13 protein-coding genes are annotated in these 15,869 nt (G+C 60.0%); all 13 read left to right on the top strand.

Annotated features, from left to right (window positions below; translation table 11 throughout):
• Positions 1–524: 524 nt before the first annotated feature.
• The 13 genes from A8O26_RS09615 to nuoN all read left to right on the top strand — a co-directional run bounded on the left by A8O26_RS09615 (position 525) and on the right by nuoN (position 15,460).
• A complete protein-coding gene (locus A8O26_RS09615; protein ID WP_003223812.1) occupies positions 525–938 on the top strand; it encodes an NADH-quinone oxidoreductase subunit A in 414 nt (137 codons plus the stop codon).
• A gap of 10 nt (positions 939–948) precedes the next feature.
• Positions 949–1,623 (top strand): NuoB/complex I 20 kDa subunit family protein, encoded by a 675-nt coding sequence (locus A8O26_RS09610; RefSeq protein ID WP_064117790.1) that lies wholly within the window; start codon positions 949–951, stop codon positions 1,621–1,623.
• 73 nt (positions 1,624–1,696) lie between these two features.
• A complete protein-coding gene (nuoC, locus tag A8O26_RS09605; protein WP_064117789.1) occupies positions 1,697–3,481 on the top strand; it encodes an NADH-quinone oxidoreductase subunit C/D in 1,785 nt (594 codons plus the stop codon).
• 2 nt (positions 3,482–3,483) lie between these two features.
• The gene (gene nuoE, locus A8O26_RS09600; RefSeq protein ID WP_007920186.1) at positions 3,484–3,981 is read left to right on the top strand and encodes an NADH-quinone oxidoreductase subunit NuoE; all 498 of its coding nucleotides are present in this window, start codon (positions 3,484–3,486) and stop codon (positions 3,979–3,981) included.
• Complete coding sequence (gene nuoF, locus A8O26_RS09595; RefSeq protein WP_008082856.1) at positions 3,978–5,333, top strand: NADH-quinone oxidoreductase subunit NuoF; 1,356 nt, start codon at positions 3,978–3,980, stop codon at positions 5,331–5,333. The genes nuoE and nuoF overlap by 4 nt, the downstream gene beginning before the upstream one ends.
• 133 nt (positions 5,334–5,466) lie before the next feature.
• Positions 5,467–8,181: an NADH-quinone oxidoreductase subunit NuoG gene (gene nuoG / locus A8O26_RS09590; RefSeq protein WP_064117788.1), complete on the top strand. Its 2,715-nt coding sequence runs from the start codon at positions 5,467–5,469 to the stop codon at positions 8,179–8,181.
• A complete protein-coding gene (nuoH, locus tag A8O26_RS09585) occupies positions 8,178–9,185 on the top strand; it encodes an NADH-quinone oxidoreductase subunit NuoH (RefSeq protein ID WP_007920179.1) in 1,008 nt (335 codons plus the stop codon). Before nuoG ends, nuoH begins: the two co-directional genes overlap by 4 nt.
• 11 nt (positions 9,186–9,196) lie before the next feature.
• Complete coding sequence (nuoI, locus tag A8O26_RS09580; RefSeq protein WP_016987418.1) at positions 9,197–9,745, top strand: NADH-quinone oxidoreductase subunit NuoI; 549 nt, start codon at positions 9,197–9,199, stop codon at positions 9,743–9,745.
• 9 nt (positions 9,746–9,754) lie between these two features.
• Entirely contained in the window at positions 9,755–10,255 is a 501-nt protein-coding gene (nuoJ, locus tag A8O26_RS09575) for an NADH-quinone oxidoreductase subunit J (protein WP_007920176.1), read from the top strand.
• A 3-nt stretch (positions 10,256–10,258) separates the two neighbouring features.
• Positions 10,259–10,567: an NADH-quinone oxidoreductase subunit NuoK gene (gene nuoK / locus A8O26_RS09570; RefSeq protein WP_003223790.1), complete on the top strand. Its 309-nt coding sequence runs from the start codon at positions 10,259–10,261 to the stop codon at positions 10,565–10,567.
• Positions 10,564–12,417, top strand: a complete 1,854-nt coding sequence (gene nuoL, locus A8O26_RS09565; protein WP_007920175.1) for an NADH-quinone oxidoreductase subunit L — start codon at positions 10,564–10,566, stop codon at positions 12,415–12,417. The genes nuoK and nuoL overlap by 4 nt, the downstream gene beginning before the upstream one ends.
• A gap of 39 nt (positions 12,418–12,456) precedes the next feature.
• Positions 12,457–13,989: an NADH-quinone oxidoreductase subunit M gene (gene nuoM / locus A8O26_RS09560; RefSeq protein ID WP_064117787.1), complete on the top strand. Its 1,533-nt coding sequence runs from the start codon at positions 12,457–12,459 to the stop codon at positions 13,987–13,989.
• Between the two features lie 7 nt (positions 13,990–13,996).
• Positions 13,997–15,460: an NADH-quinone oxidoreductase subunit NuoN gene (gene nuoN / locus A8O26_RS09555; RefSeq protein ID WP_064117786.1), complete on the top strand. Its 1,464-nt coding sequence runs from the start codon at positions 13,997–13,999 to the stop codon at positions 15,458–15,460.
• The last annotated feature ends 409 nt before the right edge of the window (positions 15,461–15,869 follow it).

The raw sequence follows: 15,869 nt of genomic DNA, 5'->3' as shown, positions 1-15,869 counted from the left end.
CAATCCCCTGTGGGAGCGAGCTTGCTCGCGAATGCGTTGTGCCAGCTTGCACATGTGGTGACTGTCCCACCGCATTCGCGAGCAGGCTCGCTCCCACAGGTTTTCTCTTCAGCCCGGGAGACAAAACATTGATCCAGAGCGGTACAACCGTCAGAAAAATCAGCTAAAACGTGCGCCGTCGCTACTTGCAGTAACGTGCAAGTAAGACAACTTCCCAACTGACATCCCGTTAAACAGTTACAAAACCACTCCAAACGATATTAATTATCATTTAGCCGCAACTATGTTCGTTACATTCCCTACAAAACATTATTTGCATAAACCCGCCTAATGCCCGCTACGCATGGGCTGCAGGGCATTGGAGATGCGCTATGTCCTTATTCCAATAAATAATTTCGCTATAGGAATTTTACTTGCAGGGTGTTTAGCCATAAAATCAGCGCGATTGATTGCTGCGACATATCGTCACTGCCTATTTCTTTATCAAGCTCAGAGACCTTTGCTCTCTGTTAAGGATTACCAGCATGCCCGAAGCGACAGGACTCATGGCCCACAACTGGGGCTTTGCCATTTTCCTTCTGGGTGTCGTCGGCCTGTGTGCCTTCATGCTTGGCGTCTCCAGCCTCCTTGGGTCAAAAGCCTGGGGCCGCAGCAAAAACGAACCGTTCGAGTCGGGCATGCTACCTACCGGTGGCGCCCGCTTGCGGCTCTCAGCCAAATTCTATCTGGTCGCGATGCTCTTCGTGATCTTCGATATCGAAGCCCTCTTTCTCTTTGCATGGTCTGTGTCCGTCCGCGAAAGCGGCTGGACCGGATTCGTCGAAGCTCTCGTTTTCATAGCAATTCTGTTGGCAGGTCTTGTCTACCTGTTCCGAGTGGGCGCCCTTGACTGGGCTCCGGAAGCTCGTCGCAAGCGGCAGGCGAAGCTGAAACAATGAGGCTTTGGCAATGCAATACAATCTCACCAGGATCGACCCCGATGCTCCTAACGAGCAATATCCGATTGGCGAACGGGAAACCGTTGCCGATCCGTTAGAAGATCAAGTCCACAAAAACATTTTCATGGGCAAGCTGGAAGACGTGCTGAGTGGCGCGGTCAACTGGGGGCGTAAAAACTCCCTGTGGCCGTACAACTTCGGCTTGTCGTGCTGCTACGTGGAAATGACCACCGCCTTCACGGCGCCCCACGACATCGCGCGCTTTGGCGCCGAGGTTATCCGGGCATCGCCGCGTCAGGCCGACTTCATGGTTATCGCCGGTACCTGCTTCATCAAGATGGCGCCGATCATCCAGCGTCTCTACGAGCAGATGCTCGAGCCGAAGTGGGTTATCTCCATGGGTTCGTGCGCTAACTCCGGCGGCATGTACGACATCTACTCTGTGGTTCAAGGGGTGGACAAGTTCCTGCCCGTGGACGTCTACGTACCTGGCTGCCCTCCTCGCCCGGAAGCATTTCTGCAAGGCTTGATGCTGTTGCAGGAATCGATTGGCAAGGAGCGTCGTCCGCTTTCCTGGGTCGTTGGCGATCAAGGCGTTTATCGCGCCGACATGCCTTCGCAGAAGGAAGAGCGCCGCGAACAGCGAATCGCAGTCACCAACCTGCGCAGCCCTGACGAAGTCTGATCCAGATCTGTTCTGAAAAAGAAACGAGAAGCTGGCTTCATTCTTTACGTTGACCGAAAGCGAAAAAATAACCATGACTACAGGCAGCGCTCTGTACATCCCGCCTTATAAGGCAGACGACCAGGATGTGGTCGTTGAATTGAACAACCGTTTTGGCGCCGAAGCGTTCACCGCTCAGTCGACCCGTACCGGCATGCCGGTGCTGTGGGTCGCGCGCGCCAGGCTCGTTGAAGTCCTGACTTTCCTGCGCAACCTGCCCAAGCCGTACGTCATGCTCTATGACCTGCACGGCGTGGACGAGCGTCTGCGCACCAAGCGTCAAGGGCTGCCGAGCGACGCCGAGTTCACCGTGTTCTATCACCTCATGTCGCTGGAGCGTAATAGTGACGTGATGATCAAGGTCGCCTTGTCCGAGAGCGACCTCAGCTTGCCGACCGTCACCAGCATCTGGCCGAACGCCAACTGGTACGAGCGTGAAGTCTGGGACATGTTCGGCATCGACTTCAAAGGTCACCCGCACCTGTCGCGCATCATGATGCCGCCGACCTGGGAAGGTCACCCGCTGCGCAAGGACTTCCCGGCGCGTGCCACCGAATTCGATCCGTTCAGCCTCAACCTCGCCAAGCAACAGCTTGAGGAAGAAGCCGCGCGTTTCCGTCCTGAAGACTGGGGCATGAAGCGTTCCGGCCCGAACGAGGACTACATGTTCCTCAACCTCGGTCCGAACCACCCTTCGGCGCACGGTGCGTTCCGCATCATCCTGCAACTGGACGGTGAAGAGATCGTCGACTGCGTGCCGGACATCGGCTACCACCACCGTGGTGCCGAGAAGATGGCCGAGCGTCAGTCGTGGCACAGCTTCATCCCGTACACCGACCGTATCGACTACCTCGGCGGCGTGATGAACAACCTGCCGTACGTGCTCTCGGTCGAGAAGCTGGCCGGCATCAAGGTGCCCGAGAAAGTCGACGTCATCCGCATCATGATGGCCGAGTTCTTCCGCATCACCAGCCACCTGCTGTTCCTCGGGACTTACATCCAGGACGTCGGCGCGATGACTCCGGTGTTCTTCACCTTCACCGACCGCCAGAAGGCCTACACGGTGATTGAAGCCATCACCGGTTTCCGTCTGCACCCGGCCTGGTACCGCATCGGTGGCGTTGCTCACGACCTGCCGCGCGGCTGGGAAAAACTGGTGAAAGACTTCGTTGAATGGCTGCCAAAACGCCTCGACGAATACACCAAGGCTGCCCTGCAGAACAGCATCCTCAAGGGCCGTACCATCGGCGTCGCCCAGTACAACACCAAAGAAGCCCTGGAATGGGGTGTCACCGGTGCTGGCCTGCGTTCGACCGGTTGCGACTTCGACCTGCGTAAAGCACGTCCGTACTCCGGCTACGAGAACTTCGAGTTCGAAGTACCGCTGGCGGCCAACGGCGATGCCTACGACCGCTGCATGGTTCGCGTCGAAGAAATGCGCCAGAGCATCAAGATCATCGACCAGTGCATGCGCAACATGCCGGAAGGCCCGTACAAGGCGGATCACCCGCTGACCACGCCGCCGCCGAAAGAACGCACGCTGCAGCACATCGAAACCTTGATCACGCACTTCCTGCAAGTTTCGTGGGGCCCGGTCATGCCGGCCAACGAATCCTTCCAGATGATCGAAGCGACCAAGGGCATCAACAGTTATTACCTGACGAGCGACGGCGGCACCATGAGCTACCGTACCCGGATCCGCACTCCAAGCTTCCCGCATCTGCAACAGATCCCTTCGGTGATCAAAGGCAGCATGGTCGCGGACATGATTGCGTACCTGGGTAGTATCGATTTCGTTATGGCCGACGTGGACCGCTAAGCATGAACAGCACGCTTATCCAGACAGACCGTTTCACCCTCAGTGAAACCGAGCGCTCGGCCATCGAGCACGAGCTGCATCACTACGAAGACCCGCGCGCGGCGTCGATCGAAGCCCTGAAGATCGTTCAGAAAGAACGCGGCTGGGTGCCGGATGGCGCCCTGTACGCGATCGGCGAGATCCTCGGCATCCCGGCCAGCGACGTTGAAGGTGTGGCTACTTTCTATAGCCAGATTTTCCGTCAGCCGGTTGGCCGTCACATCATTCGCGTCTGCGACAGCATGGTCTGCTACATCGGCGGCCACGAGTCAGTGGTCAGCGAAATCCAGAACAATCTGGGCATCGGCCTGGGTCAGACCACCACCGACGGTCGTTTCACCCTGCTGCCTGTCTGCTGCCTCGGCAACTGCGACAAGGCGCCGGCGCTGATGATCGACGACGACACCTTTGGTGATGTGCAGCCTGCTGGCGTCGCCAAACTGCTCGAGGGCTACGTATGACCCTGACATCTTTCGGTCCCGCCAACCGCATTCAGCGTTCGGCCGAGACTCACCCGCTGACCTGGCGTCTGCGCGATGACGGCGAAGCCGTGTGGCTCGACGAGTACCAGGCCAAGAACGGTTACGCCGCTGCGCGCAAAGCCTTTGCCGACATGGATCAGGACGCCATCGTCCAGACCGTGAAAGACGCAGGCCTTAAAGGTCGCGGCGGTGCAGGCTTCCCCACGGGCGTGAAGTGGGGCCTGATGCCCAAAGACGAATCCATCAACATCCGCTACCTGCTGTGCAACGCGGACGAGATGGAGCCGAACACCTGGAAAGACCGCATGCTGATGGAGCAACTGCCCCATCTGCTGATCGAAGGCATGCTGATCAGTGCCCGCGCGCTGAAAACCTACCGTGGCTACATCTTCCTGCGTGGCGAGTACACCACCGCCGCCAAGCACCTCAACCGTGCCGTGGAAGAAGCCAAGGCTGCAGGCCTGCTGGGTAAAAACATTCTCGGTAGCGGCTTCGATTTCGAGCTGTTCGTCCACACCGGCGCCGGGCGTTACATCTGCGGTGAAGAAACCGCACTGATCAACTCCCTCGAAGGCCGCCGCGCCAACCCGCGCTCCAAGCCGCCCTTCCCAGCCGCCGTTGGCGTGTGGGGCAAGCCGACTTGCGTGAACAACGTCGAAACCCTGTGCAACGTGCCGGCGATCATTGCCGACGGCGTTGACTGGTACAAATCGTTGGCGCGTGAAGGCAGCGAAGACATGGGCACCAAGCTCATGGGCTTCTCCGGCAAAGTCAAAAACCCTGGCCTGTGGGAATTGCCATTCGGCGTCACCGGTCGCGAGTTGTTCGAAGACTACGCCGGCGGCATGCGCGACGGTTTCAAACTCAAGGCCTGGCAGCCAGGTGGCGCCGGTACCGGTTTCCTCCTGCCTGAGCACCTCGACGCGCAAATGTACGCCGGCGGCATCGCCAAAGTGGGCACCCGTATGGGTACCGGCCTGGCCATGGCGGTGGATGACAGCGTCAACATGGTCTCCTTGCTGCGCAACATGGAGCAGTTCTTCGCTCGCGAGTCGTGCGGTTTCTGCACCCCGTGCCGCGATGGTTTGCCATGGAGCGTCAAGCTCTTGATGGCCATCGAAGAAGGCCGCGGTCAGCCAGGCGACATCGAGACCCTGCTGGGTCTGGTCAACTTCCTCGGCCCGGGCAAGACCTTCTGTGCACACGCACCGGGTGCCGTGGAACCGTTGGGCAGCGCGATCAAATACTTCCGTCCAGAGTTTGAAGCCGGTATCGCGCCAGTCAGCGCCGCCGTCCCGCCTCTGGCAAGGCCGATCGTAATCGGCGCGTAAACGCTTAATAAGGTGAAGGGCCTGGCCCTTCGCCTCCTGCGATGACGCCTTTCGAGGCTGGTTTGATTCGCACGGATAACAAGATTCCATTAGCCACGCCCGCTGACACCGGGCCAACGAAGACCTTTGAACCATGGCCACTATCCACGTAGACGGCAAAGCGCTCGAAGTCGACGGGGCAGACAACCTGTTACAGGCATGTCTGTCGCTGGGCCTCGACATTCCATATTTCTGCTGGCACCCCGCGCTCGGTAGCGTCGGGGCTTGCCGCCAGTGCGCGGTCAAGCAGTACACCGACGAGAACGACACCCGTGGTCGCATCGTCATGTCCTGCATGACGCCTGCCACCGACAACACCTGGATCTCCATCGAAGATGAAGAATCCAAGGCGTTCCGCGCCAGTGTTGTTGAATGGCTGATGACCAACCACCCGCACGACTGCCCTGTGTGCGAAGAAGGCGGTCATTGCCACCTGCAAGACATGACAGTGATGACCGGCCACAACGAGCGCCGTTATCGCTTCACCAAACGCACCCACCAGAACCAGCAACTGGGCCCGTTCATTTCCCACGAAATGAACCGCTGCATCGCTTGCTACCGCTGCGTGCGTTTCTACAAGGATTACGCTGGCGGCACCGACCTCGGTGTGTTCGGCGCCCACGACAACGTGTACTTCGGTCGCGTTGAAGACGGCACCCTCGAAAGCGAGTTCTCCGGCAACCTCACCGAGGTCTGCCCGACCGGTGTGTTCACCGACAAGACTCACTCCGAGCGCTACAACCGCAAGTGGGACATGCAGTTCTCGCCGAGCATCTGCCATGGCTGCTCGAGCGGTTGCAACATTTCCCCGGGCGAGCGCTACGGCGAACTGCGTCGCATCGAAAACCGTTTCAACGGTTCGGTGAACCAGTACTTCCTGTGCGACCGTGGCCGTTTCGGTTATGGCTACGTCAACCGCACCGACCGCCCACGTCAACCGCTGCTGGCCGACGGCACCAAGCTCAGCCTGGACGCCGCACTGGATAAAGCCGCTGACCTGCTGCGCGGTCGCAACATCGTTGGTATCGGTTCGCCGCGTGCCAGCCTTGAAAGCAACTACGCGCTGCGCGAACTGGTTGGCGCCGAGCACTTCTATTCGGGCATCGAAGCCTCCGAACTGGAGCGCATCCGTCTGGTCCTGCAAGTGCTGAACGACAGCCCGCTGCCTGTGCCGAGCATGCGCGACATCGAAGACCACGATGCGATTTTCGTCCTCGGCGAAGACCTGACCCAGACCGCCGCCCGTGTGGCGCTGTCGCTGCGTCAATCGGTCAAAGGCAAAGCTGAAGACATGGCCGAAGCCATGCGCGTTCAGCCTTGGCTCGACGCCGCCGTGAAGAACATCGGTCAGCACGCGCTGAACCCGCTGTTCATCGCCAGCCTGGCTGAAACCAAGCTCGACGACATCGCTGAAGAATGTGTACACGCCGCACCTGACGATCTGGCGCGCATCGGTTTCGCCGTTGCTCATGCTCTGGATGCCAGCGCGCCGGCCGTTGAAGGTCTGGACGCTGAAGCACTGGAACTGGCCAAACGTATTGCTGACGCCCTGCTCGCCGCCAAACGTCCGCTGATCATCGCCGGTACTTCGCTGGGCTCCAAAGCCTTGATCGAAGCCGCCGCGAACATCGCCAAGGCCTTGAAGCTGCGCGAGAAGAACGGCTCGATCAGCCTGATCGTGCCGGAAGCCAACAGCCTCGGTCTGGCCATGCTCGGTGGCGAATCGGTGGATGCTGCGCTGCAAGCCGTCATCGATGGCAAGGCTGACGCGATCGTTGTGCTGGAAAACGATCTGTACACCCGCACCGCCAAAGAAAAAGTCGATGCGGCACTGAACGCTGCACAAGTGGTGATCGTTGCCGACCATCAGAAGACTGCCACCACCGACCGCGCGCATCTGGTTCTGCCAGCCGCGAGCTTCGCCGAAGGCGACGGTACGCTGGTCAGCCAGGAAGGTCGCGCCCAGCGCTTCTTCCAGGTTTTCGACCCGCAGTATCTGGATGCGAGCATCCTGGTTCACGAAGGCTGGCGCTGGCTGCACGCCCTGCGCGCGACCCTGCTGAACCAGCCGATCGACTGGACGCAACTCGACCACGTCACCGCTGCCGTTGCTTCGAGCACCGCGCAACTGGCGCGTATCGTCGACGCGGCACCGTCGGCGGCGTTCCGCATCAAGGGTCTGAAACTGGCGCGTGAGCCGCTGCGTTATTCCGGTCGCACCGCGATGCGCGCCGACATCAGCGTTCACGAACCACGCACCCCGCAAGACAAAGACACCGCGTTTGCCTTCTCCATGGAAGGTTACTCGGGCTCTGCCGAACCGCGTCAGCAGGTGCCATTTGCATGGTCGCCGGGCTGGAACTCGCCACAAGCGTGGAACAAGTTCCAGGACGAAGTTGGTGGTCACATCCGTGCAGGCGACCCGGGCACTCGCCTGATCGAAAGCACCGGTGATTCGCTGAACTGGTTCGCTGCAGCACCGCGCGCATTCAACCCGGCGCCGGGCACCTGGCAAGCCGTGCCGTTCTTCCACCTGTTCGGCAGCGAAGAAAACTCTTCGAAAGCCGCGCCGGTTCAAGAGCGCATTCCGGCTCCGTACGTGGCTCTGGCCAAGTCGGAAGCGGATCGTCTGGGCGTCAACGACGGTGCCCTGCTGAGCCTGAACGTGGCCGGTCAGACCCTGCGTCTGCCGCTGCGTATCAATGAAGAACTGGGCGCAGGTCTGGTGGCATTGCCTGCGGGCATCGCCGGCATTCCACCGGCATTCGCCGGCGTATCCGTCGACGGTCTGCAGGAGGCAGCGCAATGACCTGGTTCACCCCTGAAGTGATCGATGTGATCCTCTCGGTCGTCAAAGCCATCGTGATTCTGCTGGCCGTGGTGGTCGCGGGCGCGTTGCTCAGCTTTGTCGAACGTCGCCTGCTGGGCTGGTGGCAGGACCGTTACGGTCCGAACCGCGTTGGCCCGTTCGGCATGTTCCAGATCGCCGCCGACATGCTGAAGATGTTCTTCAAGGAAGACTGGACCCCGCCGTTTGCCGACAAGGTGATCTTCACCCTGGCACCGGTGGTGGCGATGTCCGCCCTGCTGATCGCCTTCGCGATCATCCCGATCACCCCGACCTGGGGCGTCGCGGATCTGAACATCGGCCTGCTGTTCTTCTTCGCCATGGCCGGTCTGTCGGTCTACGCGGTGCTGTTCGCCGGCTGGTCGAGTAACAACAAGTTCGCCCTGCTCGGCAGCTTGCGTGCCTCGGCGCAGACCGTGTCCTACGAAGTGTTCATGGGCCTGGCCCTGATGGGCATCGTGGTCCAGGTCGGCTCGTTCAACATGCGCGACATCGTCGAGTACCAGGCGCAGAACCTGTGGTTCATCATTCCGCAGTTCTTCGGCTTCTGTACCTTCTTCATCGCTGGCGTCGCCGTGACTCACCGTCACCCGTTCGACCAGCCGGAAGCGGAGCAGGAACTGGCCGACGGTTACCACATTGAATACGCCGGTATGAAATGGGGCATGTTCTTCGTCGGTGAATACATCGGCATCATCCTGATCTCGGCGCTGCTGGTCACCCTGTTCTTCGGTGGCTGGCACGGTCCGTTCGGCATCTTGCCGCAACTGGCGTTCGTCTGGTTCGCACTGAAGACCGCGTTCTTCATCATGCTGTTCATCCTGCTGCGCGCTTCCATTCCGCGTCCGCGTTATGACCAGGTGATGGATTTCAGCTGGAAATTCTGCCTGCCACTGACCCTGATCAATTTGCTGGTGACCGCTGCGGTCGTGTTGTGGAACACGCCTGCAGTCGCGGTTCAGTGAGGATTTGACCCATGTTCAAATATATTGGCGACATCGTTAAGGGTACTGGTACCCAGTTGCGCAGCCTGGTCATGGTCTTCGGCCATGGCTTTCGCAAGCGCGACACCCTGCAATACCCGGAAGAAGCGGTCTACCTGCCACCACGCTACCGTGGTCGTATCGTCCTGACCCGTGACCCCGATGGCGAAGAGCGTTGCGTTGCCTGCAACCTGTGCGCCGTGGCTTGCCCGGTGGGTTGCATCTCGCTGCAGAAAGCTGAAACCGAAGACGGTCGCTGGTACCCGGACTTCTTCCGTATCAACTTCTCGCGCTGCATTTTCTGCGGTCTCTGCGAGGAAGCCTGTCCGACCACCGCAATCCAGTTGACCCCGGATTTCGAGATGGCCGAGTTCAAACGTCAGGACCTGGTGTACGAGAAAGAAGATCTGTTGATCTCCGGCCCCGGCAAAAACCCTGATTACAACTTCTATCGTGTTGCAGGTATGGCAATCGCTGGCAAGCCGAAAGGCGCTGCGCAGAACGAAGCCGAACCGATCAACGTGAAGAGCTTGCTGCCTTAAGGAAGAACGATGGAATTCGCTTTCTATTTCGCATCGGGTATCGCTGTTGTGTCCACGCTTCGCGTAGTCACCAACACCAACCCTGTGCACGCCCTGCTCTACCTGATCATCTCGTTGATCGCCGTGGCCATGACCTTCTTCGCACTCGGCGCGCCGTTCGCCGGCGTGCTGGAAGTGATCGCCTACGCCGGCGCCATCATGGTGCTGTTCGTGTTTGTGGTGATGATGCTGAACCTGGGCCCGGCCTCGGTTCAGCAAGAACGCGTCTGGCTCAAGCCCGGCATCTGGGCCGGCCCGGTGATTCTCGCCGCGCTGCTGCTGGCCGAACTGCTGTATGTGCTGTTCGCTCACCAGAGCGGTCAGGCCATCGGCCACACCACCGTAGACGCGAAAGCCGTGGGCATCAGCCTGTTCGGCCCGTACCTGCTGGTGGTCGAACTCGCCTCGATGCTGCTGCTCGCCGCAGCCGTCACGGCGTTCCATTTGGGCCGTAACGAGGCGAAGGAGTAAGACATGCCTGCTATCCCTCTCGAACATGGTCTGGCGGTCGCCGGCATCCTGTTCTGCCTTGGTCTGGTCGGCCTGATGGTCCGCCGCAACATTTTGTTCGTGTTGATGAGTCTGGAAGTGATGATGAACGCCTCTGCACTGGCGTTCATTGTTGCTGGCGCCCGTTGGGGCCAGCCGGATGGACAGATCATGTTCATCCTGGTGATCAGCCTTGCAGCCGCCGAGGCCAGTATTGGTCTGGCGATCCTGCTGCAACTGTATCGCCGCTTCCACACGCTCGATATCGACGCTGCCAGTGAGATGCGCGGATGAATCTTATCTTTCTGACTTTCGTATTCCCTCTGATCGGTTTCCTGCTGCTGTCGTTCTCCCGTGGACGCTGGTCGGAAAACCTCTCGGCGCTGATCGGCGTGGGTTCCATTGGCTTGTCGGCGATTGTCGCCGCCTACGTCATCTGGCAATTCAACGTCGCTCCACCCGAAGGCGGTCATTACACGCTGGTACTGTGGAAGTGGATGGCGGTCGAAGGCTTCAAGCCTGACTTCGCCCTCTACGTCGACGGCCTGTCGATCACCATGCTCGGCGTGGTCGTTGGCGTCGGCTTCCTGATCCACCTGTTCGCGTCCTGGTACATGCGCGGTGAAGCGGGTTACTCGCGCTTCTTCTCGTACACCAACCTGTTTATCGCCAGCATGCTGTTCCTGGTGCTCGGCGATAACCTGTTGTTCCTGTACTTCGGCTGGGAAGGCGTGGGCCTGTGCTCGTACCTGTTGATCGGTTTCTACTACAGCAACCGCAACAACGGTAACGCCGCCCTCAAGGCCTTCATCGTGACCCGGATCGGCGACGTGTTCATGGCCATCGGCCTGTTCATCCTGTTCCAGCAAGTCGGCACGCTGAACATCCAGGAACTGCTGGTGCTGGCACCGCAGAAATTCCAGGTCGGCGACTTCTGGATCACCCTGGCAACCCTGATGCTGCTGGGTGGTGCGGTCGGTAAATCGGCGCAACTGCCGCTGCAAACCTGGCTCGCGGACGCGATGGCCGGCCCGACCCCCGTTTCGGCACTGATCCACGCTGCAACCATGGTTACTGCGGGTGTTTACCTGATCGCCCGTACCCACGGCCTGTTCACCCTGGCGCCGGAAATCCTGCACCTGGTCGGCATCGTTGGCGGTGTGACGCTGGTTCTCGCAGGTTTCGCCGCGCTGGTACAAACCGACATCAAACGTATCCTCGCCTACTCGACCATGAGCCAGATCGGCTACATGTTCCTGGCGCTGGGCGTTGGCGCCTGGGATGGCGCGATTTTCCACCTGATGACCCACGCCTTCTTCAAGGCCCTGCTGTTCCTTGCTTCCGGTGCGGTGATCGTTGCCTGCCACCACGAGCAGAACATCTTCAAGATGGGCGGTCTGTGGAAGAAACTGCCACTGGCCTACGCCAGCTTCATCGTCGGCGGCGCGGCACTGGCTGCCCTGCCACTGGTTACCGCAGGCTTCTACTCCAAGGACGAAATCCTTTGGGAAGCGTTCGCCAGCGGCAACCACGGTCTGCTCTACGCAGGTCTGGTCGGCGCGTTCATGACCTCGCTGTACACCTTCCGCCTGATCTTCATCACGTTCCACGGTGAAGCCAAGACCGAAGCCCACGCCGGTCACGGCATCTCGCACTGGTTGCCACTGTCGGTGCTGATCGTGCTGTCGACTTTCGTCGGCGCCATGATCGTGCCACCGCTGCACGGCGTGCTGCCAGAAAGCGTTGGCCATGCCGGCGGCGAAGCCAAGCACAGTCTGGAAATCGCCTCGGGCGCCATCGCCCTCGCCGGCATCCTGCTGGCAGCGCTGCTGTTCCTCGGCAAGCGTCGCTTCGTCACGGCGATCGCCAACAGCGGCATCGGCCGTTTCCTTTCGGCCTGGTGGTTCGCTGCCTGGGGCTTCGACTGGATCTACGACAAACTGTTCGTCAAGCCTTACCTGGCGATCAGCCACGTACTGCGCAAAGACCCGCTCGACCAGACCATCGGTCTGATCCCGCGTATGGCCAAGGGTGGTCACACTGCCCTGAGCCGCACCGAGACCGGTCAACTGCGTTGGTACGCTGCTTCGATGGCTGCTGGTGCCGTGCTGGTTATTGGCGCCATCGTGCTGGTAGCGGTCTGATATGAACCTTGCGAATTTGCGAAAGGAAACGAGCCCGTCATGATTCTGCCTTGGCTAATCCTGATCCCCTTCATCGGCGGCCTGCTGTGCTGGATGGGTGAGCGCTTCGGCGCTACCCTCCCCCGCTGGATTGCGCTGTTGACCATGACCCTGGAACTCGCCCTCGGCCTCTGGCTGTGGGCCCACGGTGACTATTCATTTGCTCCGGCGCCAGGCGCCGATCCGACCTGGGCGCTTGAGTTCAAGCATGTCTGGATCCAGCGCTTCGGCATCAACGTGCACCTGGCCCTCGACGGCCTGTCGCTGTTGATGATCCTGCTGACCGGTCTGCTGGGTATCCTCTCGGTACTCTGCTCGTGGAAAGAGATTCAACGTCACGTTGGCTTCTTCCACCTGAACCTGATGTGGATCCTGGGCGGCGTTGTCGGCGTGTTCCTCGCCCTCGACCTGTTCATGTTCTTCTTCTTCTGGGAAATGATGCTGGTGCCGATGTACTTCCTCATCGCGCTCTGGGGTCACAGTTCTTCGGACGGCAAGAAAACCCGGATCTACGCGGCGACCAAGTTCTTCATCTTCACTCAGGCTTCCGGCCTGATCATGCTGGTGGCGATCCTCGGTCTGGTGCTGGTCAACTTCAACAACACGGGCGTGATTACTTTCAACTACGCCGACCTGTTGAAAACCAAGATGTCGATGACCACCGAGTACATCCTCATGCTCGGCTTCTTCATCGCTTTTGCGGTCAAGCTGCCGGTCGTACCGTTCCACTCGTGGTTGCCTGATGCCCACGCCCAGGCGCCGACTGCAGGTTCCGTCGACCTCGCCGGTATCCTGCTGAAAACCGCTGCCTACGGTCTGCTGCGTTTCGCCCTGCCGTTGTTCCCGAATGCTTCGGCCGAGTTCGCGCCGATCGCCATGACCCTCGGTCTGATCGGGATCTTCTACGGTGCGTTCCTCGCGTTCGCGCAAACCGACATCAAGCGCCTGATCGCCTTCTCCTCCGTTTCCCACATGGGCTTCGTGTTGATCGGCATCTACTCCGGCAGCCAACTGGCCCTGCAAGGTGCAGTGATCCAGATGTTGGCGCACGGCGTGTCGGCGGCGGCACTGTTTATCCTCAGCGGTCAGTTGTACGAGCGTCTGCACACTCGTGACATGCGTGAGATGGGCGGTCTGTGGTCGCGTATCGCTTACCTGCCGGCGATCAGCCTGTTCTTTGCGGCCGCGTCCTTGGGTCTGCCGGGCACCGGTAACTTTGTCGGTGAGTTCCTGATCCTGATCGGTACGTTCGCCAGCGCGCCATGGATCACCGCGATTGCTACCTCCGGTCTGGTGTTCGGTTCGGTCTACTCGCTGATCATGATCCACCGTGCCTACTTCGGTCCGTCGAAATCGGATTCGATCCTGCACGGTATGGACGCTCGCGAACTGATCATGGTGCTGGGCCTTGCGGTGCTGCTGATTTACCTCGGCGTGTACCCGCAACCGTTCCTCGACACGTCTGCCGCCACGATGCATGGCGTGCAGCAGTGGCTCGGCACCGCCTTCACTCAACTCGCTTCGGCCCGGTAAGAGCGCTATGGAATTCACGATTCAACACTTTATTGCGCTTGCGCCACTGTTGATCACCAGCCTCACCATTATCGTGGTGATGCTGGCAATCGCCTGGCGCCGCAACCACTCGCAGACCTTCCTGATCTCGGTCGCCGGTCTGAACCTGGCCTTGCTGTCGATCCTGCCGGCCTTGAAAGTCGCGCCTCTGGCCGTGACTCCACTGCTGCAGATCGACTCCTTTGCCTGCCTGTACATGGCGCTGATCCTGGTCGCCACGCTTGCTTGCGTCACCCTCGCCCACGCCTATTTGGGTGATGGCGGTACGGGTTACCCGGGCAACCGTGAAGAACTGTACTTGCTGATCCTGATGGCCGCCGCCGGTGGTCTGGTTCTGGTCAGCGCGCAGCACCTGGCCGGTTTGTTCATCGGTCTGGAACTGCTCTCGGTACCGGTTTACGGTCTGGTGGCTTACGCCTTCTTCAACAAGCGTTCGCTGGAAGCCGGCATCAAATACATGGTGCTGTCGGCCGCCGGTTCCGCGTTCCTGTTGTTCGGTATGGCGCTGCTGTACGCAGACTCGGGTTCGCTGAGCTTCGTCGGTATCGGTCAGGCTCTGGCTGCAACTGGCCTGCCTAGCTCGCTGGCGCAACTGGGCCTGGGCATGATGCTGATCGGCCTGGCGTTCAAGCTGTCGCTGGTACCGTTCCACCTGTGGACGCCGGACGTCTACGAAGGTGCTCCGGCTCCAGTGGCTGCGTTCCTCGCGACCGCGTCGAAAGTGGCAGTGTTTGCGGTGATGGTGCGTCTGTTCCAGATCTCCCCTGCCGCCAGCAGTGGTGTACTGAGCGACGTGCTGACCGTTATCGCCATCGCCTCGATCCTGTTCGGTAACCTGCTGGCCCTGACCCAGAGCAACCTCAAGCGTCTGCTCGGTTACTCGTCCATCGCGCACTTCGGCTACCTGCTGATCGCGCTGGTGGCGAGCAAGGGTCTGGCGGTGGAAGCCATCGGCGTGTACCTGGTCACCTACGTGATCACCAGCCTCGGCGCCTTCGGCGTGATCACCCTGATGTCCTCGCCGTACAACGGCCGTGACGCGGACGCCCTGTACGAATACCGCGGCCTGTTCTGGCGCCGTCCGTACCTGACCGCCGTACTCACCGTGATGATGCTGTCGCTGGCGGGTATCCCGCTGACTGCAGGCTTCATCGGCAAGTTCTACATCATCGCTACCGGTGTTGAATCGCATCAGTGGTGGTTGGTGGGTTCGCTGGTACTGGGCAGCGCCATCGGCGTCTTCTACTACCTGCGCGTGATGGTCACCCTGTACCTGATCGAGCCAAACCTGCGTCGCCACGACGCCCAGCTGCACTGGGAACAGAAGGCAGGCGGCGTGATGCTGCTGGCCATCGCCCTGGTCGCGTTCTTCCTGGGTGTGTACCCGCAGCCATTGCTGACACTGGTTCAGCAGGCGGGTCTGGCGGGCTGATAGTTCGGCTGGCTAGAAATGAAAACGGCACCTTCGGGTGCCGTTTTTGTTTTTGCGGGATTCAACATCTCGAGCGCTTGCGCTGACCTCATCGCGGGCTTGCCGGGCTCCCACAGGTTTCGATGGTGTTCACAAAGTCTGTACCCACCCTGGACCACTGTGGGAGCGAGCCTGCTCGCGAAGGCGTCGACACATTCAACCTCTTCATACCCTGACACTCCGCCGCTATCACCATTCGGCGCTGGACACTTCTGCGGGATTGTTCCGACACGGTAGCTGCGAAGCCTCTTCATAGATCAATCGAACATTCTCACCACACGCGGTGATTCGTCCTACAGGTGTTTTTACGAGCGGCGTCTACCGTTGAAAAAGGGACGAAAAGCAAGGCCAGGAGGCCTTGACCGATTCG

Source organism: Pseudomonas fluorescens, assembly GCF_001648775.1.
Lineage (GTDB): Bacteria > Pseudomonadota > Gammaproteobacteria > Pseudomonadales > Pseudomonadaceae > Aquipseudomonas > Aquipseudomonas fluorescens_M.
This window is presented reverse-complemented; position numbering and strand designations above follow the sequence as displayed.